The organism is Candidatus Binataceae bacterium, assembly GCA_035308025.1.
Lineage (GTDB): Bacteria > Desulfobacterota > Binatia > Binatales > Binataceae > JAJPHI01.
This window is the reverse complement of the sequence record DATGHL010000045.1, coordinates 1-26,079: the sequence shown is the minus strand read 5'-3', so window position 1 is coordinate 26,079 and position 26,079 is coordinate 1. Positions and strand designations below refer to the sequence as shown.

The following is a 26,079-nucleotide window of genomic DNA, read 5'->3' as shown; positions in this document are numbered from 1 at the left end:
CGCTAATGACCGGCGTGCCGCGGACTCCTCCAGGCGGCCGACCTCAACTCTTCAACGGCGCGCTGATGTTCCCGGAACGAACGCGAGAAGATATGGGTGCCGTCATCGCGTGCCACAAAATACAGGTAATCGGTATGGGCGGGATAGAGCGCCGCCGCGATCGCCGGCCATCCCGGATTGGCGATCGGACCCGGTGGCAGTCCAACAATAGCGTAAGTGTTGTAGGCCGACGCCGTGTGCACTGCCGCCCGCGCGGCCGGCCGCTCGCCGGTAAAATTGTACTGCGCCGTGGGGTCGGATTGCAGCGGCATCCCGGCCGCCAGACGATTGTAGAAGACGCTCGCGATCACCGGCCGCTCGCCCGCCACCTTGGCCTCCCGCTCGATGATTGACGCGAGTGTGACTACCTCGCGCGCGTCGAGGCCCAGGTCAAACATCCGCTGCTCGATCGGCGGCGTCAGCCGGGCGAAGAATTCCGCGAGCATCGCCGCCAGCAGATCGTCGGTACGCGCGCGCGGCGAAAATCGATAGGTCGCCGGAAACAGAAACCCCTCCGCGCCGAACGTCCCCAAACCCAGCGCGCGCAACAGCGGTCCATCGGTGGCCTCAGCGTCGAACTCACCGTCGCAGACCAGCCCGGCGGCCTGCAACCGCTGGCCAATCTGATGAACCGTCAAGCCCTCGGGAATCGCCACCGTAATCGTCAGGAAATCACCCTCGACCAGCCGCTCCAGCAGTTCGTTTAATGACTCTCCGCCCGGGAACGCATAATCCCCCGGCTTGACCCGTCCGGCTCGCCCGCTCCACTCGCCATACACAACGAACAATGCCGCGCTGCGTACGACTCCGGCTGCGGCCAACTGCTGCGCCACGGACCTGAACGATTCCCCCGGTTGTATCGCAATCACGCGCGGCTCGCGCAGTCGCGTCGGCTGGATAGCCGCGAGGAAGCCCCACGTCGCGCCTGTAGCCGTCAGCGTCAGCAGGATAATTGCAATCAACGCCTTTCTCATCGACCCTGATTATTTTGCGCGCGGCCGTTCAGCCAGCTCTCGAGGATCACACAGGCGGCAACGGCGTCGATTCGCGGGTCGCCCTTGCGTCGGGCCGCGCCGCCGCGAAGACGTTCGCGCGCCTCGAAACTGCTCAACCGCTCGTCGTGAAGCTCCACTGGCACGTCGATGATTAGACGCAATTCGGCGGCGAATTTTTCAGCGGCGTGCGCCGCCGGCCCGGCGGTTCCGTCCGCGTTGAGGGGCTGCCCGACGACAATATGACGCACTTCGAGCTCCGCCAGGCGAGCCTTGATCGCAGCGAGGCTCGACGCCCGTGAGCGGCTTTGTATCGTCGTGACGGGCAACACCACACCATGGTCGCCGGTGATCGCGATACCAATCCGATACCGTCCAAAATCGATCCCCGCGACAATCACGAACTCTTATATGCCGGAGTAGGTAGCATTAGAACGTTAATTGTTGATACATTAGAAAACCTGTTGACAGAGCGCTTGCTTGCCGCCCGATCGTAACATAGGCTTGGCCGGAATGCTTCGGGGGAAGCACAACATTCAGTGGCGGAGGACTACCGTTGCACTGGTCGCGGCCGGGTTCGTGACCGTCGCCGCGGTGCGTCTTTTATTGCTGCCCGAATCAACCACTCCGGACCAGTCCGCAGGCGCGGACGCGGCCACCGAAGTCGCCGGACGGCTCGATAGCGGCTTTGTCGGCGCGGCCGATTCAATACGTCCCGCCCCCGAAGCCGTCGCCATTTCCCTCACTCTGGATCGCACGCAGTCCGCCGACGCCTATTTTCAAGCGGCCGGGCTCGAAAGCGACGCCGCCCGCCGCTGGGAAGAACTGTATCGTCAGGTCGCCGGAAGCCCGCGATTTGAAAAAGGGCACGCGCTGACCATCTTCAGGGACCCTGAGACCGGCGACCTACGCGGCTTCAGATATAATCTGGATGATCGGATCGCGATTACCGGCAAAACCTACGGCGAGGGAGTTTTGCGTTCCTCCCAAGAATTGATCCGTTACACCTTTCGGCCGGTGGTAGTCGCTTTCCGCCTGCACAACGACTTCTGGAACGAAGCCGGCAGGCATAATCTGCCGCGTCCTATCGTTGATACGCTGGCGAACGCCTTTCGCGACGATCATCCGTTGAGCTCGTTGCCGCGCGGCGCCGACGTCAGGTTGATCTACCAGGAGAAAGTCAGTCGCGACGGCTCGACCCGTTTCGCCACCGGTATCCAGGCCGCCACCATCAGCTTCGGCGGCCGCACGCTCACGGCCTTCGCCTTCCGCGACGAGCGCGGTGAGCCGCGGCTGTACGACGCCAACGGCGTCGCGCTGGGACCGGAGGCGCTGCGCTTTCCGTTGAATTTCAAATTTATCTCTTCGGGCTTCAGCTTGAGCCGCTATCATCCAATTCTGCATCGCTACCGCGCCCATGAGGGCGTCGATCTGGTGGCGCGCTACGGCACGCCGGTCAAAGCCGTTGCGGACGGAGAGATCGAGCAGGCCGGGTGGTGCGGCGAGTTGGGACGCTGCGTCCGAATCCGCCACGAGGGCGGCATCGTCAGCGTGTACGGCCATCTGTCGCGGATTACCAGCGGGATCGACGCCGGCCGGAGGGTGCGTACCGGTGAGCAGATCGGCGAGGTCGGCTCGACCGGCTTATCGACCGGACCCCATCTGCACTACGGCATCGAGAAGGACGGCCATTACGTCAATCCGCTGAATCAGGATTTGGGAGTACGTCACCAGGTCTCGCCGCGGCTGCGGGCGGTCTTCGACAGCTTTAAGCACGAATATCTTGCGATGCTTAACCATCTGCCGCTGAGCGGGCGCTCGAACGTCGCCTTTGCTGCCGAAGCAGCTCCCATCGGAGTCATCGATCAGGTAAAACCCGCCGCCCTCAAGCCGAAGGTCGTCCGCGGCCGCCTGACGCGCCACGCCGCACGCGTTGAACCGATAGTCGCCACCTCGACGACTGTCATCGATGGCCGCGCCTCCGTGATGCGCTGAATCCCGCGCCTCTTGCCGATTGTCGCTGATCGCGAATTGATCGTAGAAATGACTCAATTATGCGCGCGAAGCTCGACACCGAGTTCTTCGAGCCGGGGCGGCCGCGCGTCTTTGCTCATCGCGGGGCCAGCGGCGATTATCCCGAAAACACCATAGAGGCGTTTCGCGCCGCAACCGAACGTGGTGCGCCTTACATCGAGCTTGACGTCCACATGACGCGAGACGGCGCGATTGTCGTGATCCACGACGACGATCTCCGTCGCGTCAGTGATCGCGACAGCGTTGTCGCCGAAACCAGACTGGTGAAGGTTCAGGCCGCCGACGCGGGCTACAATTTCTCGCCGGACGCGCGGAGCTTTCCGTTTCGCGGCAGGGGGCTGCGCGTACCGACCCTCGAAGAGGTGCTGAGCGCCTTTCCGCAGCAACGCTTTATTATCGAAGTCAAACAGATCACGCCGAGCCCGATCGTACCGGCGCTCGAAATTATCGCGCAGACCCGGATGAGCCGGCGGGTCCTGATCGCCAGCGAGCATCAGGCGCCGCTCGATGATGCACGCCAACTCGCGCCACAGATTCCGACCAATTTCTCAACCGCCGAAGTCGGCGACTTCTTTCGATCGATGGCGCCGGACGCCGCGCCTTACGCACCGCTTGGAGCCGCCCTGCAAATCCCGCCTGAGCATCTGTCGTGGAAGCTGGTGACGCCGGAAAGTGTCGCCGCGGCCCATCGGCTGGGCGTCGAAGTCCATGTCTGGACGGTCAACGACGCCGCCGAGATGCGGGATATGCTCGCGCTCGGCGTTGACGGCATCATCACCGACTATCCGGGCAGACTTCTCGAGCTGCTTCGCACCTAGGCTGCGGTTTTCGGGGCGCCGCACGATCTGTTACGATTCGCCAGGTTTGGCGAACGGCGCGCGGCGCGTATGTGCCTCGGTTGAACCGCGAAGACTCGGACACCCATCGAAGCCGCGGCCAAGAAGAAATCGGCAACCTGGAGCGATCACCGATGAAGCTGGATACCGGAATCACCACGCGCGACCTGAGCGAGGTCGCGGCCGAAGCCAAGAAAGCCGAGGAGCTCGGCTTCGACGCGATCTGGTCGATGGAAGCGGGCAACGACGGCTTTCTGCCGCTCGCGCTCGCGGCCGAGCATACGCAGCGGATCAAGATGGGTCCGGCCGTCGCGATTGCGTTTCCGCGCAGCCCAATGGCGACCGCCTATACATCGTGGGACCTGGCCGCGCTCGCGAAAGGCCGCTTCGTGCTGGGGCTGGGGACGCAGGTGAAGGGCCATATCGAGCGCCGCTACGGCGTCAAATGGGAGGCTCCCGTACCGAAGCTGCGCGAGTACGTTCTCGCGCTCAAGACGATTTTCAAGTGCTGGGCGGAGGGCGGCAAGAAGCTGAGTTTTCAGGGCAAGTATTTCAACTTCTCGCTGATGACGCCGTTCTTTGCGCCGAAACCGCATAATTATTCGATTCCGATCTATATCGCCGGGGTCAATGAGCATATTCTGCGGCTGGCCGGCGAGCACTGCGAGGGCCTCCACGCCCATCCATTTACCTCGCCCAAGTATCTGCGTGAGTATCTGCTGCCTCACGTCGAAGAGGGGCTGAAAAAATCCGGGCGCGCACGCAAAGACTTCACGATCTTCACCAGCGCCTTTGTGATCGTCGGGCGCAACCAGGAGGAGATCGAGCGGGCGCGCGCCGGCGTGCGGCAGCAGATTTCCTTCTACGCTTCGACGCGCACCTACAAGGTCGTCCTCGACATGCACGGATGGGGCGATGTCGCCACGCAGCTCAACGAATTGACCGCGAAGGGCGACTGGGCCTCGATGCCGAAGTTGATCACGGACGAGATGCTCGACACCTACGCGATCAGCGGGACATACGACAATATCGGCGAAAAGGTGCGGGAGCGCTTCGACGGCCTGCTCGATCGCGTGTCGTTTTACGTGCCGTACAAGGGGGCCTTTGACGACTCCGCGTGGAGCCGTCTGTGCAAGCAGTTCAACGGCTAAGCCCGCTTCGGGCCCAGACCGTCGAGCGCCAGGGCTCAGGAGCTTTCTCGCGAATGAGCCTTGACTCACAAGTCGAGGTCGAGCCCGAAATCGCGTTTGACGACAGCCGCAAATTCCTCGTCGCTCTGAATTGACCGCAAATCGATCCATTGCTCATCCGAAAGCGCGGCGCGGTACTGTAGAAACGGTTCCGCGAATGGCCCATCCGGGTGGCGGAGTTTCCACGTGCCGGTTTGTACGATGTCGACGATCCTTTCGCCCACCGCAGACGCTGAGGGCGCCTGCTTCACCATTGCGTCGTAGATCGCGTTCATGCGCCGTTCCAGACGGTAAAGTCCGTTCGACGGAATCTGCCGACGCTTATCGAAGATTGGGGTAATCGTAGCTCCGGGCTCGACCAGCGCAACGCGGATTCCGAAGGGCTTGACCTCGGGGGCGAGCTCTTCGCTCAGCGCCTCCAACGCCCATTTGGAAGCTGTATAAGGCGCTTGCGATAAGCCGGCTATGCGCCCGCCGACCGACGATATATTGACAATATGGCCGCTGCGCCGCTGGCGCATGCTGGGCAGGACCGCCTGGATACAGCGCAGGGCGCCAAAATAGTTGGTTTCCATGACACGGCGGAAATCGGACAATGGAATCTCCTCGATCGCCCCGCTCGCGTGGATTCCTGCATTGTTGACGAGCGCGTCGACCTGGCCGGCCTCGGCCAGGACGTTCGCGATCGTGTCGTTGACTGACTGATCATCATCGACATCCATCGGGAGAATCTTGATGGGCAATTTTTCCGATCGTGCAATCGCGGCCAGTTCTGGCGTGGCCTGCGGACGTCGCATGGTCGCGTAGACTTCGTGTTTGGCGCGGCCGAACGCGACGGCCGTGGCCAATCCGATACCAGTGCTGCTGCCTGTTATGAGAACTACGGGCATGACAACTCCTCCGTCGATCACGGGGTTCGACTTACCTCGGTTAAACCCAAATTTCCGTTTTGCCTCTCCTAGTTCGATTCATCGTATAGACTAAAATAGTCTCTCTGGGCAAGATTCAGCCCAGTTTCGGTCCACGATACTTTCAGCAGCGTGGGGTGGGCCGGTTGCTTTTATCAAGTCTCTGCCGGGTGATGACGGCGCGTGATGCGCGATTGAAAACGATGCGCTAGCCTTGAGCTCATGCGCATTCTCTATGCGGCTGCGCCGGAATGGGAGCGACTGAGCGAGCGGATCGCGTCGCTCATCGAAGATGCCGGATTCGAGAGCCGCAAAATGACGACGCGCGTGCGCGCAGGCTTTCTGTCTCACGAGGGTCGCGAGGTTTTCGTCAAGCGAGTCGCCGCGGGCGGCAGTTTCAAGGGCATCTTGGCGCGGGTTTTTGGCTCGCGTGGGTGGCGGGCCTGGCGCGGCGCGGAGTTCCTCGCGGCCGCCCGAATTGCTCATCCGCGACCGTTACTGATTGCCGAGGAGCGCCGGGCGGGCGCGATCCGGGCGAGTTACATCGCGACCGAACCGTTGCGCGCGGCGCGCGTTTTCAGCCAATTTGCCTTGGGACGGTCGCGCAGCGCGGCGTTTCGGCGGACCCTTTCAAAACAGGTCGCCGGCGAAGTCCGGCGGCTGCACGATGCGGGTATCTACACGCGGGATTTGCAGGAGACCAACCTGATGCTCGAGGAGCGTGACGGCGAGCTGATAGTTTGGTTCGTCGATTTCGAGGATTTTCGCCGCGCTCGGCAGGTCTCGCCGGAGCGCCGGATGTTAAACCTGGTGCATCTCGATCGCAGCATCGGCAGGTTTGCGTCGCGCGCCAAGCGCTTGCGTTTTTTCTACGATTATTTTGGCGGCAGACCGGCGCGGGCTGAAGCGCGCCGCCTGTTGCGCGAGTATTTCGTTCTGCGCGCGCGGGTCGGCGGCCGCGCGCGGCGGAAGCTTCCGACGCAGGCGAGCCCGGCGGTTCAAAGATCCGCGGCGGCTAGAGGAAACTGAATTTTGACGCTTTCAGTCTCACAGCACGAGTTCGATCATCACACCGAAAAGGTTCACGCCGCCGGCGGCCGCCGCTTGCGCGACCTGATGCTCGGACTGAATGACGGCCTGGTCGCCGCTTTCGCCGTGACCTCGGGAGTCGCTGCGGCCTTCAGCAGCCCGAAGATTGTGATTATGGCGGGCCTGGCGGAGATGCTCGGTGGCGCGGTCTCGATGGGTCTCGCGGCCTATGCCTCGGCGCGCGCACACTACGAGTTCTACCAGAGCGAGACGCAGCGCGAGCGCGAAGAGATCAAGCGCTGGCCGGAACGCGAGCGCGAGGAAGTCCGCGCAATTTATCGCAGCAAGGGCTTTAGCGGGGCGCTGCTCGATCAGATCGTCGGACATATCACAGCCGACCCGACGCGCTGGCGCAACGTGATGATGCGCGAGGAGCTGGGCTTTGGCGCAGACGTGGGCGAGGCGCCGATGCACTCGGCGGTCACGGTCGGCGGCGCTTACCTTCTGGGCGCAGCAGTACCGTTACTGCCTTATCTGTTCGTCGGTCCGCCGACGGGCATTCTGGCGTCGGCGGTCTTCACCGTCTGCATCCTCTTCGTGGTCGGCGCCGCCAAGACCAGGATCACCTCGCGACGATGGTGGCGCAGCGGGCTCGAGAGCATGGGTATCGGGATTGCCGCGGCGTTGGTCACCTATGGCGCGGGCCGCATATTCGCTGGACGCTAGGTTTTTTCACCGTTTTTTTCAGCGTCCGGACAGTCCGCGCTCCATTGTGGCGCTCTTGCAGGATCGCACGCCAAAAATGTTTCGCGTGAAACATTTTTTCGCCATCCGAATACTCCGCGCTGCGCTGTCGCGCACTTGTAAGATCGGTTAGCAGAATGTTTCACGTGAAACAGTTCCACAAGTTTTTTATGCGCGAACGGCACGAAGTGAAATTTTATCGTCGCTCCGACGCACTTCGTGGTCTGAATCATGCAGGCAGCGTGTTAACAAAATGTTTCGCGTGAAACATTTTGTTAACAAGTTTCTGCGGCGGGCGGCTCAACGTGAAGGATTTCATCCTTGATCAAAACCCGCGACTACCGGCGGCAGGCAGGGGCTTGACCAGTTGGCGATCGAGCGCGGCGGCCACGCTCGCGATCGTATCGGCCTCGTCCGGGCTTTTGTCGGAGCGGACGCCAACGATTCGGGCGAAGCGCAGCGCCATCCCGCCGCTATAGCGCGGACTGCGCTGCACGTCGCTGTAGGCGACCTCGACGACGACCTCCGGACGCACCGAGACGACGCCGCCTGCTTCGCCGGTCTTGAGCGCCAGCAGCCGCGCCGTCATCTCCTCGAAGTCGGTGTCGGTTAGCCCTTTGAAGGTCTTGCCGACTTCGACGAAGCCGTCCGCCGCTTCGTCGCGGGCGGCCAGATGGTAGTTCGAGAGCCAGCCATGACGACGCCCGTAGCCCCATTCGGCGGCGACGATGACCAGATCGAGCGTGCGCGCCGGCTTGATCTTGAGCCATCCGCGGCCGCGCGCGCCTGGCGTATAGAGGCTGGTCAACTCCTTCGCCATCACGCCCTCGCAACCGTCGGCGATCGCACGCACATAGAACTGCTCGCCGTCAGCCAGCGCGGAGGGCAGAATTCGCGGCGCCACTTCCAGGCCGGCCGCGGCGGCAATTTCCGTCAACGCGCCATAACGCTCGGCGTAGGGGAGATCGATCAGAAGAACTCCGTCGAGGCTCATCAGATCAAATAGAAAGAGACGAATCGGCTGCTCGAGGCGCAAGCGCTCGATATCGCGCACCCGCCCGAAGCGGCGCATCAGCTCCTGGAAAGCGATCGCGCGCCCGGCGCGATCGGTCGCGATGACTTCGCCGTCGAAGATCGCGCGGCGCGCGGCGAGAGGCGCCATCAACTCGCTCACCTCCGGCAGGCTCGGCGTGATCTCGTTCAGGCGGCGCGAGTAGATCCGCACGTCCGCTCCGGCGCAGTGAATTTGCACGCGCGCGCCGTCGAGTTTGTGCTCGAGCGCAAGCTTACCGCCGAGGATGCGGAAGGCCTCGGCAATGTTGGGCGCGGGCGCCGCGAGCATCGGACGGAGTGGCTTGCCGCGTGACGGAGATGGCAGAGTCTTCGCCATATGCTGCATCACAATGCCGGGATCATGCGAATCCGCGGCCGGCGGCGCGGCAGAATGATCCGGCCCGGCTTCGGCGGCGGGAGGCACTGCGGTTGTTGCGGACATGGCTTGCGGTGCGCGCCAGCTCCGCACCAGCCGGCCGAGGTCGGGCTCGAGCATGTGCGCACGGCGAATCTCGGTGATGGGGCGGCTGGCCATCCGTGCGATCGCTTCGAGCATCAGCCCGTCGCTCATCCCATGGCGCATCTCACCGATAAGAATCTTGGTCAGATATTTGCCTTCGCGCGAGCTGGCCTGCGTGAAGAGCTCGCGCAGCGCGGCGAGTTTGCGTCCGCGCGAGCTGCGTCCTTCGATTTCAGCGATCGTTTTCGCGCGCTCGGCGACCTCGGTCAGCGTCAGCGTCGGCTCAGGTGCTGACCCACGCAAGCGCAGGAGAGCCTCAATCGCTTCGCCGAAATCAACCGCCGAAGCGAAAATATCCTCGCTCTGATCTTCGCCGCTGGTGAGCTCGGCGACGACGCGCCAGATGGTGCGGCCGCTGATCTGCAAGCGCTTCTCAGCGCCTTGCTCGAGCACCTGCCCGACCATAAAGCGCGCGGCGATTTCAGCTTCGTCGATCGGGAGAGCGGCGATAAATTCGGCGACGAGCTCGGTTATCTGGAGCCGGCTGCTGGTCTGGCCGAGGGCCTCGCAGACTGCGGCAAAGTCGTCGAATGATGCCACGCTCTCAAGCTTAAGCTCGCGGCGGGGCTCCACCAACCGTGATCATGCGGGCGGCAGCGAGAATTGCGGCCGGGAAGTTCCGCACAGTAAATTCCATAGGATCGCTTCGCGTTGGTCCTTCGACACGGCTCGCGGTGCTCGCCGGCTCAGGATGACACAGCGGGCGGGCGGCTGTGCAAGATAGGTAGGACACTCGCTAGGGATGAAGCGGGTGGGCCTGCAGGAACGGGACGAGGACCTGCAGGAACTCATCCGGCGCTTCGTTGAAAAATGCGTGCCCGACGTGCGGGATGATGTGCAACCGCGCGCCGGGGATGCGTTCCGCCAGAATCTCGGAATTATGCGCCGGGATGAGCACGTCGTCGCCGCCGGTAATCACGAGGGTCGGCGTGCGGATTGCGGGTAATCGATCATAAGTCTTGAGTCCGTAACTGGCGTCGAGATGACGCTTGTAGGCGAAGACCGGCGTTGGATTCGCCAGCAGCCGCGGGATCGAGGCATCGAGATAGTCGCGCCGATCGCGGATAAAGTCCGCGCTGTAGGCCAAGGGCCATCCACGCCGGATGATCTCCTCTTCCGTGGCGCCATTACGTGGCGCGGTCAGCAGTTTGATCGATTCAGCGGGCGGCGGCGTCGCGTGCTTGCCGCCAAAGGTGGTGCAACCGAGCGTGAGGGTTTGCAGCCGGGGGCTATGCCGCAGCGCGAATTCCTGCGCGATCATACCGCCCATCGAGGGGCCGAAAAGATGCACGCGAGCGCAGCCGAGGGCATCGAGCAAGCCAGCCGCGTCGGCGGCGAACAGCTCGAGCGAATATGGGATGTCGGGTTTGTCGCTCAGGCCGGTGCCGCGATTGTCGTAGGTAATGACGCGAAACGAGCGCGCCAGGTGAGCGATCAGCGCCGGGTCCCAGCTCGCCGAACTCGCGCCGAGTCCCATCACCATCAGGAGAGGATCGCCCGCGCCTGCGATCGCATAGTGCAGATTAAGGCCGTTGACTGTCGCGTGTGGCATGTAAATCTCCTTCGCGCTCAGTTGATCGAGCAAGTCGCGGTAACCGTACGCGCGACCGAATTGGGATCGTTAACATCGACGCGTAACTGGTCGTACTTGGCGGCCGGGAGGAAGGCGTAACCCTTGATGGTTTCGTCGCTCTCAGCCTGCAGGGGGCATCCGAGCTTGCCGCCGTCGCGTGCATAGGCGTGGCAGAAAGTTCCCAATTCTATGCGCAGATCGGTGAAGTCGTCCCGCGCTCCGCGGTAAACCACAAAGGGCACCGCGGGCAAGAGCGCGCCGAGACTGCCGCCCGCGACTGCCGTTACGTTGGCCGTCACTGCGGCGGAAGCGTCGGCTTGCGACGGCATCTCGCTCAGGCCATCGAGAAGCTTCTCTCGGCCGCCGGCGCGGCGGACTGCGGTATCGACATCCCAGCCTTCGATTCGCGCGCCCGAAGCGTCAATCGCGTAGGGGGAATTCACGATATAGGGGCCGCCTTTGAGATTGCTCATCGATGCATATACGGCGGCGGTCTCGCCGATTATCTCCGGATGTTCGCAAGTCAGTTCGAGGCGCGGCGGCCAGGTCTGTTCAGGATGATTGGCGGCGCAGCCGAGCGTCAACAGGCAGATTGCGGCCATGGCGCGTCGGCAAAACTGCGCAAGCTTCCGCCCATTTCGCCAGGCAGGCTTGCTCATTGCTTCGATTCCTCGGCGGCCGGCTTGCGGAAGCGCATGATCAACTCGCTGCGCGCGATATATGCGGTGTCTTCATGAATGAAGCCGTGACGCACCAGAACGCTGGTCAGGCTCTCACGGGTGTAATGGGTCACGTGCTCATCGCGATAGCCGCCCGGCATCAAGCGGCCATAGATGGGCTCGATGATCCGCCAGCCGCGCGTGGCGTAGTCCGGCGTGCCGATTACCAGCTTGCCGCCGGGTTCGAGCACACGCCACATCTCCCTGAACAGCACGTCGTCGAACGGGATATGCTCGATTACCTGTGAACTGATCAGGCAATCGAAGCTCGCGTCCTTGAACGGCAGCGCAAAGGCCGAGGCGCGCAGCAGCGGGATGCCGAGCCGGCGCAGGAAACGCAGCTTGGCAGGATTCGGGTCCATCCCGATGGCGTTATTCAGACTTTGGATGATCATGCTCGAACCGCATCCGGCGTCGAGAACGCGGCGCGCGCCGCGCACCCAGAAGGTGGTGATGCGATGGCGCCGGCGCTGCCAATAGCGCTGGATCGGGATGATGCTGTAGAAGGCGCGATCGTCGTAATCGGCCGAAGCGATCGAGTTGCGCAAGCGCCAGAGCCTGAAAGCGGCGCGCGTCAGATCCCAGCCGAAGCTGAGCAGGCGGGCGTGGGAACGGCCGGCCTCGCGCGGGAAATAGGTGAAGGGGACCTCGAAGACGCTGTAGCCGCGCGCGTAGGCCTTGACCAGGATTTCCTCGAGCACCTCGAAGTTGCGCCCTTGGAGTTCGAGCCCGGTGATCGCCTCGCGCCGGTAGAGCCGAAAGCCGCTCGACATATCCCGCACCGGCATCGAGAGCAGCCGGCGCATAAAGAGGTTCAGGGCGCCGCTGAGAAAGCGGCGGAGGAAATCCGCATAGGCGATGCCGCCGCGGGTGTAGCGCGAAGCGATCACGATGTCGGCCTGGTTGCGCGCGCGCCAGAGCTTGGCGACGAAGTCGGGCTCATGGGAGAGGTCCGCGTCGAGGGTAAGAATGCGCGCGCCGCGAGCTTCGGCGAAGCCGGTCTCGAGCGCGCCGGCATAGCCGCGCCGCCGCTCCGCGATGACGCGGGCGCCCAACTCCGCCGCCGTCGCCTGCGTGCCGTCCGTCGAACCGCCATCGATGACGAGAATCTCGAAATCGAGACCCTCGCGGCGCATCACGGCACTGATGCGCGGGATTAGCTCGCGCAGATTGTCGCGCTCGTTGAGGACGGGCAGGATGATCGAGAGATCCATAAGATGGCGCAGAGCTTTTTTATTCGTAAAGCCCGGCCAATGGAATCGGCCTGCGCGCGCTTGCTCGCACCGGGTCAGCGCCGTAGTCTTTTCGTCGAACTGCGGAAGGGGGAGTGGCTGCGGATGCGACGTTGCAGAAATCTGCCAAAAATTGCCGGTGGCTTGATTGCGCTCGTGATCGGCTGCATCGCCCTGACGACGCTGGCGGGCGCCGCGCGCCGTGCTGCGCCGCGACTGCGCAGCCGGGCCGCGGCGGCGCCGGTGGCCGTGCCCCTCAACCGGATTCATGTATTCGGCAACCTGCCGGCGCCCTTTGCCGTGGCCGGCAGCGCCGCGGAACTCGTCGCCCTGCATAGCGGCGTCGTGCTCTATGCCTTCAACGAGCATGCGCGGACCCAGCCCGCCAGCCTCGCCAAGATGATGACGTTTTATCTGACGCTCGCGGCGCTGCGCGAAGGGCGCATCACGCTCGACACGCGGATGCCGGTCAGTCAGGCGGCGTGGAGGCTCTCGCTCAACGACTCGGTCTCGCGGATGTTTCTGCAGGTCGGGCAGCAGGTCGCGGTGCGTGATCTGCTATATGGCCTGATGGTCTCGTCGGGCAACGACGCCGCCGTGGTGTTGTCGGAGTATCTGGGCGGGAGCGGCGAAGCCTTCGCCGAGCAGATGAATCAGCAGGCGGCGAAGCTCGGCATGAACGACACGCATTTCACCAATCCTGACGGCCTGCCCACGCCCGACGAGTACACCACCGCAGCCGACATGGTAAAACTTGGGCGCGCCCTCCTCGAAACTTTTCCCGAGGCGCTCAACTATACCTCGGCGAAGGATTTCACCTTCAATACGATCGGCCCGCAAAACCGCCCGGTTACGATTCGGCAGCGCAATTTCAATACGCTGCTGTTCTACGATTCGCGCGTCAACGGGATAAAGACCGGCCACGTTGAAGCGGCGGGTTACCACCTGGTCGCGTCCGCGCATACCGACAGTCTGGATCTGATCTCGGCCGTTTTCGGAACTTCGAGCATGGAGAGCCGGCGGGTCGAGACCGACAAACTTCTCGAATGGGCGTTTCAGACCTTCGTGACGGTCAAGCCGAACTGGCGCAAATCGATCCCGGCGAAGGTGCGGGTCTACAAGGGCGCCGTCGATGAGATTGCGATCGCGCCCGCCGGCGGGGACGCTTATTTCACCGTCGTGCGCGGCAGCGAGGGGCGCATCAAACTCGCAACGACGCTGTCCCAACAACTGCTGGTCGCGCCGCTGCCCAAGGGCGCCGAGGTCGGCCGACTCACCATCCTGATACGCGACAAGCCGGTATCGTCGGTGCCGATCGTGACGCAGGCCGCGGTCGCTGCCGGCGGCGTCCTCCACCGCCTCGCCGACTCGATCCGGATGCGGTTGTAGCCTTGGATCGGGGCTGACGCCGTCGACGCACGCGCGAGGGCGCACGCCGACGGCTGTCGCGCTGTGCGAGCTAATTCGTCTGCGCGATGATGAACTTGCCGATGCCGTCGATCGCCTGCTGACCCTCCGGCAGGAAGCTCGCAAAGAGTTGCCAGACATGGATCATCTCGGGCCAGACCTCGAGTGTGGTGCGGACTCCGGCGGCGCGCGCCCGCGCATCGAGGCGCGTCGAGTCGTCGAGCAGCGTTTCGGCGTCGCCGACCTGAATCAGTATCGGCGGTAGCCCATGCAAATCCGCGTAGAGCGGCGCGGCGAGCGGGGTCTTCGGGTCTTGCCCGCCCAGATAGGCCTGCGCCATTCCAACCAGACCCTCTTTACGCACCACCGGATCGGCTTCGAGACGCGTGACCATCGACTCGCCCAACCCTTCGAGATCGACCCACGGCGAGAGCAGCACACCGGCGGCCGGGGCCGGCAGTTTCGCGTCACGAATCGCTACCAGGGTCGCGACGGTCAGGCCGCCGCCAGCCGAGTCGCCCGCGATCGCGATCCGCGCCGGCTTCGCGCCCTGCGCTAGCAGCCACCGGTAGCCCGCAACGGCGTCATCGACCGCGGCGGGGAACGGCGCTTCGGGAGCAAGTCGATAGTTGAGCGCCAGCACGCGGGCCTGCGCCGCTCGCGAGATCCGCGCGATCATATCGCGATGGGTATTCACCGAGCCGATGACATAGCCGCCGCCGTGCAGGTAGAGCACGAAGCGATCGCCGGCTGCGTTGGGCGCACAAACCCACTCGGCGTCCACGCCGCCCGCGTTGACCGGCTCACACTTGACATCGGCTTCGGGCGCGATCGCCAACTCTTCGAAGACCACGCGCATCTCTTGCGGAGTTTCGCCCGGCCGCGCTACCAGCGCCTTCATCGCTTCAATTGCCGTCTGCAGTTCCGGACTCACCATCACTCGAACTCCTTGAATTATTAGTCGCCGCGCTTTGCGCGGGGTCGCGAGAGAGCCTAACCCAGCGCTCGGCATCATCGCAAACCTTAACGGCGCCAAAGAAATAAGGAATTCACGCCAAAGAACTAGCGCACATTCTCCGAATAATTGTTCGTTTTGATCGAACAAATTGTTCGATCATTTGTTACGCAATCTTTATGAGAGCTGTGGAAAATCACGCCGCGCTGCGCGTCATAAGGAGGACGACCGGAATCCACAGACACCATAACTCGGCAACCGAACGGAGGATTCGCGATGGCAACGAATTTCGGAAAGTGGCTAAGAGTTCTGACTATTGGGTCTAAGCCCGCGGAGTCGGCAAAAAACAAAGGAGGACAGGCTATGCGACGCGTAAACGTATTGGTTAGAGTCGGCATTCTGGCAATGGGGTCGGCGTTCGCGATAGTGCCAGCCGCCCATGCGGATAAGTCTTGCTCCAATGCGACTTTGAATGGGACATACGGCGCGCTGATTAAGGGAACCGCCGGTGGTTTGCCTTTTGCTCAGTTAGACATAGTTACGGCCGACGGTAATGGCAACTTATCGGGAACGGGCACGAGTGCATACAACGGAGCGATCACGCAGGGTATTCCGTTGTCGGCAACTTATTCGATCGACTCAAGCTGCTCCGCCACCGTCAGTTTCAGCAATGGAGCAACTCAGAATGCGGTCATAACCCGGGATGGCGAAGAGGTCCAGTTTATCCGTACTGACGATCCCAGCGCCCAGGTAACGGGAGACGCCAAGCGCGTTGATAAGGAGAAATGTACCGATACGGCACTGAATGGGAACTTTGGCGCAACACTGGGGGGTGAAGTCGGTGGCCTACCATATGTCGCGCTGGATTCGGTGACGGCCGGAGGAGATGGCGCCTTCTCGGGGACGGGAACCGTCAGCTTCAACGGCGCGATTACGGACGTGAGCTTCACTGCCACTTACTTAGTAAATCCTGATTGTTCCGGCTCAGTTTCGTTCAACACCGGGGCGACCCAAAATATAGTGATAGTCGGCAGAGGGTCACAAGTGCTCATACTTAAAACCGACAATCCTAATGCTGTGGTGACCGGCGTCGCGACAAACCTGTCCAACCATCAGAATGAGTCGGAATAGCCAGAATCTCGACTCTCTCTCTTCACTTTTCGCATCGCGGCGCCGGTCACGACTGGCGCCGCGATGCCGGTTGGCATTTCTCATTAGCTGGATGCTCTGGTGTTTCGCCGGTGCGCTAGTCACCACCGACGTCCACATCTTGGTTTCCTCGGCGAAAACTAAGTTAACGAGGTCTCTGTTCAGCAGCCAAATTTACCAGTTACCTCAAGCAATCGACTATAAATTCTCCGGCAACGCATCTTTCCGCCGGAGATGGTCGGTTTTGACGTAGGCTTCGGCGTAGATGGTAATTACGACTTTGATAATACGGGCGTGGCGGCCCGCATTGAATCTAGATAGAAGGCGACCGCACTTTTTTAACTCTCTCCGCGTCGAGGCGTGCGATGCAGTGAAGACTCGGCGCGGCGGCGTTTCACGCTCCGCCTGCGCTAATCGTTGCGCAGGAGGCCGGCGAGGCCGGCGAAGAGCAGCGGCGTGATCGTCCAGCCGGCGAGGATATGGACCCAGAGGTACCAGCGCAGAATCCGCGCCCCGAAGGTGGCCGAGACCCAGCGCGGCGCGCTGCTCGCTGTCGGCATATGCAGCGGGTTGGGCCGCCAGTACTGGCCCTGATGCAATTCGACGACGGGCAGAAAATTCTCGAGCGAATAGACGAAGCTGCTGAACGGCGGATAATAGGGCGGCGGCGCGCCGGTTTGCACGAAAACCTCGTATGCCCGCTCGTTGGTCGGCGTGATAATCCGCGCGTGATAACCCCATCCGAACAAAACAGTACCAAACACTACAAAAAGTAAAATCCACCACAGCGCGCGCAGCGGGCGATAGCCGTAACCCAGGACCCATTTCAGGGCGAGGCGCCAGACGCGGGGACCGAAATGCGTCTCCTTCGCCGTGAGCGCGTCCTGCCGCGCCATCTCGACGTTGATGGCGCCCTCCGGACGGCCCTCCGCGCGCATGACCTCCGCCAGTTGCCGATAGGGCTGCGGGTTGCTCTGCAATGCGCGCGATTGCCGCCGCAGCCAGACGAGACGGCTCGCGCTGTCGGCCGGACCCCCGCTGAATTCGCCGTAGACGAACCCGTCGAGCGCGAGCTTGCCCGGCGCCGGCCAGCTTTGCTCGTCATCCCATAGCGCACCAACGTGCGCGTCGCTCAGATCGAGCTGGGTGCGCGGCGTTTGCGTGATCGCCACCCAGTAGAGCGTGCCGCCGACCGTGGCGCGCTCGGCCTCCAGGCCATTGTCGCTCGCACCGGTGAAGCGCGCGTGATTGAAACTGAGCCCGCGGCCGATTCGTGCGAGGCGGAAATCGACGACCCCGTTCGCGGTGAAATCCTCGTGAAATAGCGCGTCGCCCTTGATCGTCGCGTCGACCACCGAGAGCGGCTCGTCGCCGGCGAACTGGCCGCCGTTGGCCTCGAGGTTACCGCCGATCTCCGCGCGGTAAAAACTCACTCCGTCATAGTGCCCGTAGCGCAGGAGCACATCGCCCTGACTGACAGATAGGTCGCCGACGATGGGACCGGTGAAGCTCGAACGCAGATCGAGGCTTTGGTAATGCGCGTATTGCAGATCGATGCCGTCGCCGATCGCGCACAGCACGAGCATGATCGGCGAGGTGATCGTGAGATAGGAAAAATCGAGTTTGCCGGTGATGCGCGCGCCCTTGACGCCGAGCCCGCTCGGATGCACGACTCGTGACGCCTGCGCATCGGAGAGCAGCCATTCGATTATCTCCGCGCGGATCGTCCGTTCGGGACCCCATGAGGCGGCTTTGGACGGGTCGTTGATCGGCGCGTTGGGATCCTGGCTGGGCGAGGCCCAGGCGACTGCGCGGGTCGGCGCCGTATGCAGCATCACAACTTCGGCGGCGCTCAGCGTCCCAAACTGTGCGCGCGCCATCCGCTCGAGCGTGATTCCGGCGGCCGCCTGCTGATTCTCAAGACTATACGCCGTGACGGTAAAGACTACAAGCAGTAGCAGTACGGCGGCGGCTCGGCCCGGCGCGCCGGTAATCTTCCATTCGACCCCGGTTTCCATCGCGGGAAAGTGTGCGCCGCGTCCGGCGCGACGCTATCTGAAGGCCGGCGTAATCTCCTCGGCGACCAGCTTCATGTTCTGCGCGATATCCTCGTGGCGGCAGGCCCAGCTAATCAGCACGGTGCGCGCGCCCGCGTCGACATATTCCTGCAGCCGCTTGCGGCAGTCGTCGGGATTGCCGTACAGCGTGTAGCGGCCGGCGATCTTCGAGAAGTCCTGCGCATAGGTGCCGCCGAGCGCCTTGGCGGCCTGCTCCTTGGCCTTTTCGCGATCCGGATAGACCGACGCGAAGATGAACAGGCCCGGCCGAAAGTTGCTCATGTCGCGGCCCGCCTCCATCCCGAACTGCCGGATTTTATCGAGGCTCTCGTGCAGCATCTCGGGCGTGTACATGTAGGGAATCCAGCCCTGCGCGTAGCGCGCCGCGCGGCGCATCGCGGGCTCCTTGCGCCCCGCGACCCAGATGGGAGGATGAGGCTTCTGGACCGGCGCCGGCTGGATTGTGACGCCCGAAAACTTCGAGTAGCGTCCCTCGAACGTCACGTTCTTTTCGGTCCACAGCTTGGTGATCACTTCGAGCGCTTCGTTCGAGCGCGAGCCGCGCTGGTTCACCGGCACGCCGCAGGCCTCGAACTCCTTGGGAAATTCGCCGCCGATGCCGATCCCCATGTGATAGCGGCCGTCCGACGCGACGTCGAGCACCGAGGTCAGCTTGGCGATCACCATCGGCCGATAGAGCGGCAGCAGCACCACCGTGCTCATCAGTTTGATCTTCTTGGTGGCGCCCGCGGCGATCGAAAGCGCGATGAGCGAATTACCCACCGGCCCGTGGAACATCATATGTTCCCCAGAGCACAGATAGTCGAAGCCCATGCTCTCGGCCTGCTGGGCGTATTCGGAGATTCCCTTGGAGCCCGGAATGGTTGCGCCAAATTCTACTGACGGCACGTGAGTTCCTCCTCAAAGCGTCGCGCTCGTGGATGCGCGCGGCTCCCACGCGGTCTAGCATAATTGGCGCTGCCTTAAAAACTTCGATTGCTGGTGGGCCAGGTGCGCGCGCGAGTATACATTGGCGAAGTTCACCCTGCCGGCAGCGTGAACAGCGACCGCTTAAATCAGATGACGCCGCTGAGCTGGAATGCTCCGATATCACACTCGCCCTTTGGACGGACAAGTCCGTTTTGACCGGTAGCGAAACAGCGGATGCCCTTGCCGTTGGGCGTCGCCGGATTACCCTTGGTCAGCGCCGGAGATCCGGCTGTCAGGGCCTGCGTTTCGGTTGTGCCGGGTAGATTCAACGCCAGCGCCTGAAGCAGCGGATCCATGCCGGTAATGTCGGTCGAGGTCTTGCCGATAAAGGTGCAACCGGTTGTGTCGAGAATGAGATTAAACCCTCTGGAATCAATCTTACCTGCACAATCGTTATCGAGCTCGGTGCCGGTATCGTTGGAAATAATCGAGTTGCTGATCTTGAAGTTCCTGCCGGCGCTGGTATCGACGCCGCCGCCGGTCCCGGCCGTATTGTCGGCAATCGTCACATTGTTGAGCGTTACTTTGCCCCCGTTGTTCTCGATTCCGCCGCCCGCGGAACCTGAAGCGCTGCCCGCCTCGGCGACGTTGCCGCTGATCGTGCTGTTAAGAATCGCGACTTCGCCGCCACCAATCGTCACGTTTTCGAAATAGGTCCCGGGCGAGACGTTGATGGTCGTCTCTGTCGGTGCGGCGTTCACCGCCGCCTGAATGCTCGAAAAGCAACCGCTGGTACCGCCCACGTTGACGCAGATTGGCGGCGGTGGCGTCTTGGCCGCGCCTGGCTTGATCCCGGCGATTGCGAAGGCCGCCACCAGCGCGGACATCGCCAGAATTCGAGAGCAGGTCATGCGACGGTCCTCCGAAGGCGTTGAAATTCATTAGCAGATTATCGAAGCCGTAAAAACTTCGGCCTGCTGGCGCTGAAGCGGGGCGCGAGCAAATATGGAGCGTGCGATTGAGGAGACCACGATCGATGCGAATCCGACTCATGCCGTCATCAGCGCTCTGGGCGCTCATCGTCTTGACGCTAATCAGCCTCCCCGGATGCGGCGTCAACCGCCTGCCGACCCTCGACGAGCAGGTCAAGGCCGCCTGGAGCGAGGTGCTGAATCAATATCAGCGGCGCAGCGATCTCATTCCGAACCTGGTGCAGACCGTGAAGGGCTACGCGCATCAGGAGCAGCAGGTGCTGACCCAGGTGGTCGAAGCCCGCGCCAAGGCGACGCAGATGCAACTGCCGGCCGACATCCTCTCAAACCCGCAGGCCTTTCATCAGTTCGAGCAGAACCAATCAGCGTTGAGCGGCGCGCTCGGGCGGCTGCTGGTGGTCACCGAAAATTATCCGAATCTGAAATCGAATCAGAATTTCCTCGCGCTGCAATCGCAGCTCGAAGGCACCGAGAACCGCATCGCCGTCGCGCGCCGCGATTACATCAGCGCGGTGCAGATGTACAACACCGAGTTGCGGACGATCCCCGGCCGCTGGATCGCTGCGATGCTCTACCCGGACCTCAAGCTGCGGCAAACCTTCGCGATTTCGGAGCAGGCGCAGCAGGCGCCACAGGTCAACTTCTGATGCGGCCGACTATGCTTCGCGGCTGGTGGACGTTCGCGCTCCTGCTGATGCTCGGCGCGCCGCTTTACGCCGCAACCCCAACGTTTCCACAACTCAGCGGCCGCGTCGTCGATGACGCCGGAATCCTCACTCCCGCCACTCGTAACGGGCTCGTCGAGATGCTGGCCGCACATGAGCGCGCCACCGGCCAGCAGGTCGTAGTCGTCACGCTCAAGTCGCTCGAGGGCTATTCGATTGAAGATTACGGCTACCAGCTCGGGCGCGCCTGGGGCATCGGTCAGAAAGACAAGAATACCGGCGCAGTGCTGATCGTCGCGCCGAACGAGCGCAAGGTCCGCATCGAGGTCGGCTACGGCCTCGAGGGTACACTCACCGACGCCGCCAGCCGCGTGATAATCGAGGATCAGATTTTGCCGAGCTTCCGCACGGGAGATTTCAACGCCGGCGTGGTCGCCGGAACCGCGGCAATCCTGACGGTGCTTGGGGGCGACACCACAGCCGCGCAGCCGCGCGCGCCGCGGCCCACGACGGTCGAGAATTCGCCTGTCGGGATGCTGCTTCTCATGGTCATCTTTTTCGCCTTTATGTTTTGGCGCAGCCGCCTCAGCCGCGGCTCGATGGCGCGCGGTTACCTCGGCGGGGCCGGGCCGATGATCTATCGCGGCGGAGGCTTCGGCGGCGGAAGCGGTGGAGGATTCTCGGGTGGCGGCGGTTCGTTCGGCGGCGGCGGCGCGTCGGGCGGCTGGTGATGGCGCGCTTCGACGCCGCTGCACGCCAGCGTATCGATGATGCGATCGCCGCGATCGCTGAACGCACTGGCGCTCATCTGAGCCTGGTCATAACTCGTGTCAGCGATCGCTACTCGCTCTATCCGATCGTCTGGGCAGGCGGCGGCGCGATTTTGCTCGCCGTGATCGTCGCCCTCGGATTTCCCGATCTCGACGATCGCACGACCGTCTTTATCGAGGTAGCGCTTCTACTGGTCCTCGTCCTGATTTTTGACTGGATGCCCATTCGGCTGGCGCTGGTCCCGTCACGCGTCAAACAGGCGCACGCGCGAGAGCTGGCCCATCGCGAATTCGCCATCCATAGCGCGGCCGGCGATTCCACGCGACCCCACGTCCTGATCTTCGTTTCCCTGGCCGAGCACTACGCCGAAATCATTGCCGATCATGCGACTCACGCGCGCGCGCCCGGAGCCGTCTGGCACAGGATCGTTGATGAGTTGCTGGCAGCATTGAAAGCTGATCAGCTCACCAACGGCGCGCTCGCGGCAATTGAATCTTGCGGCACACTAGCGGAGCCGCAGGCGGAGCGAGCAGGCGAGTCTGCGAGCTGCGTCAGGAAAGATTTGCCTGGCTGAGTGTGCGTTGGCGATCCGATCCAGCATCGAAGTATAAGTCACAATGCATTGAACCAAGCGTGGCGATGAATCCGTAATCGACGGAAAAAACAGGAGCAGTATTCAGTATGAAGATCTATAATTCCCCTGTGGCGCCAAACCCGCGCCGCGTTCGCGTCTTTCTCGCCGAGAAAAATCTCCAGGTTCCGCTCGAGGACGTCGATATCGGCAAGGGCGTCAATCGCCAGCCCGAGTTCCTCAAGAAGAATCCGCTCGCCGGCGTGCCGGTGCTCGAACTCGACGACGGCACGTGCATTGCCGAGAGCGTCGCGATCTGCCGCTACTTCGAGGGCCTGCACCCAGAACCGCCGCTGATGGGCGTGGACGCCAAAGATCGCGCGGTCGTCGAGATGTGGAACCGCCGGATGGAACTGGCGATCCTGATGCCGATCGCCGACGCCTTCCGCCAGCGCCACGAATTCTTCAAGGGGCGGATTCGCCAGTTGCCGGAATACGCCGAGCTGCAGAAGCAGAACGCCGAGGACAACCTCAAGTGGCTGGATAGCGAGCTTGCCAACCGCCGCTATATCGCCGGCGACCGCTTCTCGATCGCTGACATCACCGCGATGATCGCGATCGACTTCGGCCGCGTCTCGAAAATCGCGATTCAACCCGAGCAGAAAAATCTCGCGCGCTGGCATGCCGAAGTTTCGGCTCGCCCCAGCGCGAAAGCCTAACCACAGCTAACCGGGAGTTAAAACAATGAGCACCTTCGGCGCGATGATGTTTCCGACGGACTACGCAATTCAGCCGGTCGAGCTGGCCAAAGCGGTTGAGGAGCGCGGCCTTGATTCGCTCTTTTTCCCCGAGCATACGCACATCCCCACCAGCCGGCGCTCGCCCTGGCCGGGCGGCGCGGAGCTGCCGATGGAGTATTCGCATACTCACGATCTCTTCGTCGCATTGACCGCGGCGGCCGTCGCGACCAAGCGGATCAAGCTTGGCACCGGCATCTGCCTGGTAGTCGAGCGCGATCCGATCGTCCTCGCCAAAGAGGTCGCCTCCCTCGACGTGATCTCCGGCGGCCGCGTGATCCTCGGGATCGGCGGCGGCTGGAACGCCGAGGAGATGGAAGACCACGGCACCGATTTCAAACGACGCTGGCGGCTGCTGCGCGAGCGCGTGCTGGCCATGAAAGAGATCTGGCGCAACGAAAAAGCTGAATTCCATGGGGAATTCGTCAACTTCGAGCCGATGTGGTCGTGGCCCAAACCGCTCCAGCCCGGCGGCCCGCCGATACTGATGGGCTCGGAGGCCAGCAAGGCTTTCGATCGCACGGTTGAATACTGCGACGGCTGGATGCCGATAAATCGCGGCGGCGACAAGCTCAAGGAAGGCCTGCAGAAATTGCGCGAGGCCGCTGATCGGGCCGGCCGCCGCTTTGAAGATTTGCAGCTTGGAATTTTCGGCGTGACGGCGAAAGAAGATCAGGCTCGCCGCTTCCAGGACATGGGCTTTTCGCATCTGATCTTCGGATTGCCGCCGGCCAAGGCCGACAAGGTGTTGCCGATGCTAGATACCTACGCCACGCTTGCCGCCAAACTGCGCTAAGCCGCGGACTTACTGCTGGAGCGGCGGCGCCGGCAAGCTATCGTCGGCGTCGTCGCTGAGCGCGTTCGCAGGGTCGAAGCTGCCCGACTCGACCCGCGACCCAAGCTGTCGCGCGATTCGCCGATAGTTCCTTAGCGACGCATTGGTTATCCCGAAGCGCGCCATCTTGCGGTAGATCGCCGGACGAGAGATCCCGAGCAGCCGAGCCGCCTCAGCGCAGTCGCCTCCCGACTCGAGCAGGGAGCGTTCGACCGTGTCCTTGAGTACGTCGTCCAGCGGTTTGATCCGCGGAGACCGGCTTCTCGAATCAGGAGCCGCCGCAGGACCGTCGAGCGGACTTAGCGGATCGTCCTCGATACGCTCGAGCAAATCCTCCGGCAGATCGCGGCGATCGATACTCTCGTCGTCGCCGAGCAGCGCCGCATGCTCGATCACGTGCGCCAGCTCACGGATATTGCCGGGCCATCGATGTGCGCGCAGCAGAGCGAACGCGCTCCGCGAAATGAACCGGACATTGCGGCCGAACTCGCGATTATATTTGTCGACGAAATGCGCGGTCAGCGGACCGACGTCATCGATCCGTTCGCGCAACGGCGGCACGTAGATTGATGCAACGTTCAGCCGATAATAAAGATCGGAGCGGAAGGTTCCGGCCTTGACCATCGTCGGCAAGTCTCGATTGGTCGCCGCCAGGATCCGCACTTCGACTCGAATCGTCTCCGGCGATCCCACCGGTTGCACTTCAAACGAATCCGCCACGCGCAGCAGCTTCGCCTGCATCGCCAGCGGCAGCTCGCCGACTTCATCGAGCATCAGCGTGCCCCCGTGCGCCTGGCGGAAACAGCCCATCTGCGCCTCGCGCGCATGCGTGAAGGCGCCCTTGACGTGGCCAAAAAGCTGCGACTCTGCGAGGCCTTCGACCAGATTCGCGCAATTGAACGAGACCAGCGGCCCATTCGGAGACGGCCCGAGCTGATGCAGCGCACGGGTAACCAGCTCCTTGCCGGAACCCGATTCGCCGGTTATCAGTACGGTCCCGTTAAAGGGTGCGAAGCGTTCGATCGCGGCGAACATCGCACGAATTGCCGACGACTCCCCGATGATTCCTGCACACAGCGAAGGACGCGCGAACGCCGCGATCTCGATCCAATCTGCGACTCCACGCAGATCGTTATTTGCAGAATCGTCGCGCATCCAATCAGGCCCTTACCGGCACACCTTGTCCCACGGAGGGTCAGCGCGCGATACGCTGCCGGACGCTTCAATTGTGTCCGCTGTCGCTGATCCGTTTCGTGCGCTCATGCCATCGGTAACGGAGCAAGTGTCAGACCATCAACTGATACCGTGGCGCTGTACGACTACGAGACGCTGCGAGCTGAAACCAGCCCGGGTCCTTGCCGGAACGACGTCGAACGAGCGGGCGCACTATGATCCCTCCGAGCAGCAGACAATCGGCTAAACGTGAAACGCGTCGAGGCTCGGCGAACATCGCGGCCCAGTAAAGACCCGCCTCGCTCTTGGAACCAGCCGCGCCGGAGTCTATAAATGAAGGGCGCTGAGGAGTGGGCAAATTGGCAAGCCACCTGACTCTGGATCAGGTTATTGGAGGTTCGAATCCTCCCTCCTCAGCCAGCGCTCTCGACGGTCCCATCGTCTAGTGGTTAGGACACCGGCCTCTCACGTCGGTAACGCGGGTTCGACTCCCGCTGGGATCACCAAGCAAAATCAGATGTTTCTGCGTTTCTCGGAATGACGGCGAATCGCTCGGTGCCAAATAGGTGCCAGATTCATTGCCTGGCTGATGCGACCGAAGTTGCAAACCGAGTTGGACTTCGTTCACTGCCCTTCTCAAATACGCTTCAGGCAAGTGGCTGTATCGCATTGTCATGCGCGGGTCTTTGTGCCCAAGCAGGATTTGCAATCCACGAGAAGCGACCCCGGACATGGCCTGATAGCTCGCGAAGGTATGGCGGAGGTCGTGGGTAGTGTCGGTCAAGTGGTGGAAAAGCAGTAAGCATCGGCCAGGCGACGAGTTGAGCGGTTGAAGTATCAACTTGCTATTACGCTGCCTCCGGTTGTTCGCTGATTGTGGTCAGGTCGTGCCAGCCGACGAGGCGGCG

General features: G+C 62.5%; 24 protein-coding genes, 2 tRNA genes and 1 pseudogene. 14 read left to right on the top strand and 13 right to left on the bottom strand.

Annotated features, from left to right (window positions below):
- Window positions 1-2 precede the first annotated feature (2 nt).
- Both mltG and ruvX read right to left on the bottom strand, forming a co-directional pair.
- The gene (gene mltG, locus VKS22_13435; protein HLW71610.1) at window positions 3-1,013 is read right to left on the bottom strand and encodes an endolytic transglycosylase MltG; all 1,011 of its coding nucleotides are present in this window, start codon (window positions 1,011-1,013) and stop codon (window positions 3-5) included.
- A complete protein-coding gene (ruvX, locus tag VKS22_13430; protein ID HLW71609.1) occupies window positions 1,010-1,432 on the bottom strand; it encodes a Holliday junction resolvase RuvX in 423 nt (140 codons plus the stop codon). The genes mltG and ruvX overlap by 4 nt, the downstream gene beginning before the upstream one ends.
- A gap of 112 nt (window positions 1,433-1,544) precedes the next feature.
- Here ruvX and VKS22_13425 point away from each other — a divergent pair, with 112 nt between their 5' ends.
- The 3 genes from VKS22_13425 (at window position 1,545) to VKS22_13415 (ending at window position 5,052) form a co-directional block, all read left to right on the top strand.
- Complete coding sequence (locus VKS22_13425) at window positions 1,545-3,026, top strand: peptidoglycan DD-metalloendopeptidase family protein (protein HLW71608.1); 1,482 nt, start codon at window positions 1,545-1,547, stop codon at window positions 3,024-3,026.
- 59 nt (window positions 3,027-3,085) lie between these two features.
- Entirely contained in the window at window positions 3,086-3,883 is a 798-nt protein-coding gene (locus VKS22_13420; protein HLW71607.1) for a glycerophosphodiester phosphodiesterase, read from the top strand.
- Window positions 3,884-4,035: 152 nt separating this feature from the next.
- Entirely contained in the window at window positions 4,036-5,052 is a 1,017-nt protein-coding gene (locus tag VKS22_13415; protein ID HLW71606.1) for a TIGR03617 family F420-dependent LLM class oxidoreductase, read from the top strand.
- Between the two features lie 65 nt (window positions 5,053-5,117).
- Here the strand turns inward: VKS22_13415 and VKS22_13410 are convergent, their stop codons facing one another.
- Entirely contained in the window at window positions 5,118-5,981 is an 864-nt protein-coding gene (locus VKS22_13410; GenBank protein HLW71605.1) for an SDR family oxidoreductase, read from the bottom strand.
- A gap of 240 nt (window positions 5,982-6,221) precedes the next feature.
- Between VKS22_13410 and VKS22_13405 the strand changes: the two genes are divergently transcribed.
- A complete protein-coding gene (locus VKS22_13405) occupies window positions 6,222-7,028 on the top strand; it encodes a lipopolysaccharide kinase InaA family protein (protein HLW71604.1) in 807 nt (268 codons plus the stop codon).
- 3 nt (window positions 7,029-7,031) lie between these two features.
- Entirely contained in the window at window positions 7,032-7,754 is a 723-nt protein-coding gene (locus VKS22_13400; GenBank protein HLW71603.1) for a VIT1/CCC1 transporter family protein, read from the top strand.
- Window positions 7,755-8,097: 343 nt separating this feature from the next.
- Here the strand turns inward: VKS22_13400 and VKS22_13395 are convergent, their stop codons facing one another.
- The 4 genes from VKS22_13395 to VKS22_13380 form a co-directional block, all read right to left on the bottom strand.
- Window positions 8,098-9,885 (bottom strand): ATP-dependent DNA ligase, encoded by a 1,788-nt coding sequence (locus VKS22_13395; GenBank protein ID HLW71602.1) that lies wholly within the window; start codon window positions 9,883-9,885, stop codon window positions 8,098-8,100.
- Window positions 9,886-10,081: 196 nt separating this feature from the next.
- On the bottom strand, window positions 10,082-10,897 hold the full coding sequence (locus tag VKS22_13390) for an alpha/beta hydrolase (protein HLW71601.1): 816 nt from the start codon (window positions 10,895-10,897) through the stop codon (window positions 10,082-10,084).
- A 17-nt stretch (window positions 10,898-10,914) separates the two neighbouring features.
- Window positions 10,915-11,577: a hypothetical protein gene (locus VKS22_13385; protein HLW71600.1), complete on the bottom strand. Its 663-nt coding sequence runs from the start codon at window positions 11,575-11,577 to the stop codon at window positions 10,915-10,917.
- Entirely contained in the window at window positions 11,574-12,851 is a 1,278-nt protein-coding gene (locus tag VKS22_13380; GenBank protein HLW71599.1) for a glycosyltransferase, read from the bottom strand. Before VKS22_13380 ends, VKS22_13385 begins: the two co-directional genes overlap by 4 nt.
- Before the next feature lie 123 nt (window positions 12,852-12,974).
- Between VKS22_13380 and VKS22_13375 the strand changes: the two genes are divergently transcribed.
- Window positions 12,975-14,258, top strand: coding sequence for a D-alanyl-D-alanine carboxypeptidase family protein (locus VKS22_13375; GenBank protein ID HLW71598.1), 1,284 nt, complete (start codon window positions 12,975-12,977; stop codon window positions 14,256-14,258).
- 70 nt (window positions 14,259-14,328) lie between these two features.
- On the opposite strand, the gene VKS22_13370 is transcribed toward VKS22_13375, so the two are convergent.
- Window positions 14,329-15,213, bottom strand: a complete 885-nt coding sequence (locus VKS22_13370; GenBank protein ID HLW71597.1) for an alpha/beta hydrolase — start codon at window positions 15,211-15,213, stop codon at window positions 14,329-14,331.
- A 294-nt stretch (window positions 15,214-15,507) separates the two neighbouring features.
- Between VKS22_13370 and VKS22_13365 the strand changes: the two genes are divergently transcribed.
- Entirely contained in the window at window positions 15,508-16,362 is an 855-nt protein-coding gene (locus tag VKS22_13365) for a hypothetical protein (protein ID HLW71596.1), read from the top strand.
- Window positions 16,363-16,790: 428 nt separating this feature from the next.
- On the opposite strand, the gene VKS22_13360 is transcribed toward VKS22_13365, so the two are convergent.
- From VKS22_13360 to VKS22_13350, 3 genes are all read right to left on the bottom strand, one after another.
- On the bottom strand, window positions 16,791-18,398 hold the full coding sequence (locus tag VKS22_13360; protein ID HLW71595.1) for a hypothetical protein: 1,608 nt from the start codon (window positions 18,396-18,398) through the stop codon (window positions 16,791-16,793).
- 33 nt (window positions 18,399-18,431) lie between these two features.
- On the bottom strand, window positions 18,432-19,346 hold the full coding sequence (locus VKS22_13355) for an LLM class flavin-dependent oxidoreductase (protein HLW71594.1): 915 nt from the start codon (window positions 19,344-19,346) through the stop codon (window positions 18,432-18,434).
- Window positions 19,347-19,513: 167 nt separating this feature from the next.
- Complete coding sequence (locus tag VKS22_13350) at window positions 19,514-20,278, bottom strand: choice-of-anchor Q domain-containing protein (protein ID HLW71593.1); 765 nt, start codon at window positions 20,276-20,278, stop codon at window positions 19,514-19,516.
- 125 nt (window positions 20,279-20,403) lie between these two features.
- On the opposite strand from VKS22_13350, the gene VKS22_13345 reads away from it, so the two are divergent.
- The 5 genes from VKS22_13345 to VKS22_13325 all read left to right on the top strand — a co-directional run bounded on the left by VKS22_13345 (window position 20,404) and on the right by VKS22_13325 (window position 23,959).
- Window positions 20,404-21,006 (top strand): LemA family protein, encoded by a 603-nt coding sequence (locus tag VKS22_13345; protein ID HLW71592.1) that lies wholly within the window; start codon window positions 20,404-20,406, stop codon window positions 21,004-21,006.
- Window positions 21,006-21,755 (top strand): TPM domain-containing protein, encoded by a 750-nt coding sequence (locus tag VKS22_13340; protein HLW71591.1) that lies wholly within the window; start codon window positions 21,006-21,008, stop codon window positions 21,753-21,755. Before VKS22_13345 ends, VKS22_13340 begins: the two co-directional genes overlap by 1 nt.
- Window positions 21,755-22,369: a hypothetical protein gene (locus VKS22_13335; protein ID HLW71590.1), complete on the top strand. Its 615-nt coding sequence runs from the start codon at window positions 21,755-21,757 to the stop codon at window positions 22,367-22,369. Before VKS22_13340 ends, VKS22_13335 begins: the two co-directional genes overlap by 1 nt.
- Before the next feature lie 107 nt (window positions 22,370-22,476).
- Window positions 22,477-23,085, top strand: coding sequence for a glutathione S-transferase (locus VKS22_13330; protein HLW71589.1), 609 nt, complete (start codon window positions 22,477-22,479; stop codon window positions 23,083-23,085).
- 25 nt (window positions 23,086-23,110) lie between these two features.
- Complete coding sequence (locus VKS22_13325) at window positions 23,111-23,959, top strand: LLM class F420-dependent oxidoreductase (protein ID HLW71588.1); 849 nt, start codon at window positions 23,111-23,113, stop codon at window positions 23,957-23,959.
- Between the two features lie 9 nt (window positions 23,960-23,968).
- Here the strand turns inward: VKS22_13325 and VKS22_13320 are convergent, their stop codons facing one another.
- Window positions 23,969-25,153: a sigma-54 dependent transcriptional regulator gene (locus VKS22_13320; GenBank protein HLW71587.1), complete on the bottom strand. Its 1,185-nt coding sequence runs from the start codon at window positions 25,151-25,153 to the stop codon at window positions 23,969-23,971.
- Between the two features lie 362 nt (window positions 25,154-25,515).
- Between VKS22_13320 and VKS22_13315 the strand changes: the two genes are divergently transcribed.
- Window positions 25,516-25,591 (top strand) — tRNA-Gln (locus VKS22_13315).
- A gap of 11 nt (window positions 25,592-25,602) precedes the next feature.
- Window positions 25,603-25,677, top strand: a tRNA-Glu gene (locus tag VKS22_13310).
- Window positions 25,678-25,835: 158 nt separating this feature from the next.
- On the opposite strand, the pseudogene VKS22_13305 reads toward VKS22_13310, so the two are convergent.
- Window positions 25,836-25,955, bottom strand: a pseudogene (locus VKS22_13305) (tyrosine-type recombinase/integrase).
- Window positions 25,956-26,079 lie beyond the last annotated feature (124 nt).

Bases quoted from the DNA above. Each gene is read 5' to 3' on its own strand.
- VKS22_13330 (HLW71589.1), top strand. From the start codon at position 22,477: ATGAAGATCTATAATTCCCCTGTGGCGCCAAACCCGCGCCGCGTTCGC.
- VKS22_13420 (HLW71607.1), top strand. From the start codon at position 3,086: ATGCGCGCGAAGCTCGACACCGAGTTCTTCGAGCCGGGGCGGCCGCGC.
- VKS22_13370 (HLW71597.1), bottom strand. From the start codon at position 15,213: ATGGTGAGTCCGGAACTGCAGACGGCAATTGAAGCGATGAAGGCGCTG.
- VKS22_13335 (HLW71590.1), top strand. From the start codon at position 21,755: ATGGCGCGCTTCGACGCCGCTGCACGCCAGCGTATCGATGATGCGATC.
- VKS22_13360 (HLW71595.1), bottom strand. From the start codon at position 18,398: ATGGAAACCGGGGTCGAATGGAAGATTACCGGCGCGCCGGGCCGAGCC.
- VKS22_13410 (HLW71605.1), bottom strand. From the start codon at position 5,981: ATGCCCGTAGTTCTCATAACAGGCAGCAGCACTGGTATCGGATTGGCC.
- VKS22_13345 (HLW71592.1), top strand. From the start codon at position 20,404: ATGCGAATCCGACTCATGCCGTCATCAGCGCTCTGGGCGCTCATCGTC.
- VKS22_13375 (HLW71598.1), top strand. From the start codon at position 12,975: ATGCGACGTTGCAGAAATCTGCCAAAAATTGCCGGTGGCTTGATTGCG.
- VKS22_13405 (HLW71604.1), top strand. From the start codon at position 6,222: ATGCGCATTCTCTATGCGGCTGCGCCGGAATGGGAGCGACTGAGCGAG.
- VKS22_13340 (HLW71591.1), top strand. From the start codon at position 21,006: ATGCGGCCGACTATGCTTCGCGGCTGGTGGACGTTCGCGCTCCTGCTG.
- VKS22_13385 (HLW71600.1), bottom strand. From the start codon at position 11,577: ATGAGCAAGCCTGCCTGGCGAAATGGGCGGAAGCTTGCGCAGTTTTGC.
- VKS22_13350 (HLW71593.1), bottom strand. From the start codon at position 20,278: ATGACCTGCTCTCGAATTCTGGCGATGTCCGCGCTGGTGGCGGCCTTC.
- VKS22_13415 (HLW71606.1), top strand. From the start codon at position 4,036: ATGAAGCTGGATACCGGAATCACCACGCGCGACCTGAGCGAGGTCGCG.
- VKS22_13390 (HLW71601.1), bottom strand. From the start codon at position 10,897: ATGCCACACGCGACAGTCAACGGCCTTAATCTGCACTATGCGATCGCA.
- VKS22_13425 (HLW71608.1), top strand. From the start codon at position 1,545: ATGCTTCGGGGGAAGCACAACATTCAGTGGCGGAGGACTACCGTTGCA.
- VKS22_13320 (HLW71587.1), bottom strand. From the start codon at position 25,153: ATGCGCGACGATTCTGCAAATAACGATCTGCGTGGAGTCGCAGATTGG.
- mltG (HLW71610.1), bottom strand. From the start codon at position 1,013: ATGAGAAAGGCGTTGATTGCAATTATCCTGCTGACGCTGACGGCTACA.
- VKS22_13365 (HLW71596.1), top strand. From the start codon at position 15,508: ATGGCAACGAATTTCGGAAAGTGGCTAAGAGTTCTGACTATTGGGTCT.
- VKS22_13325 (HLW71588.1), top strand. From the start codon at position 23,111: ATGAGCACCTTCGGCGCGATGATGTTTCCGACGGACTACGCAATTCAG.
- VKS22_13380 (HLW71599.1), bottom strand. From the start codon at position 12,851: ATGGATCTCTCGATCATCCTGCCCGTCCTCAACGAGCGCGACAATCTG.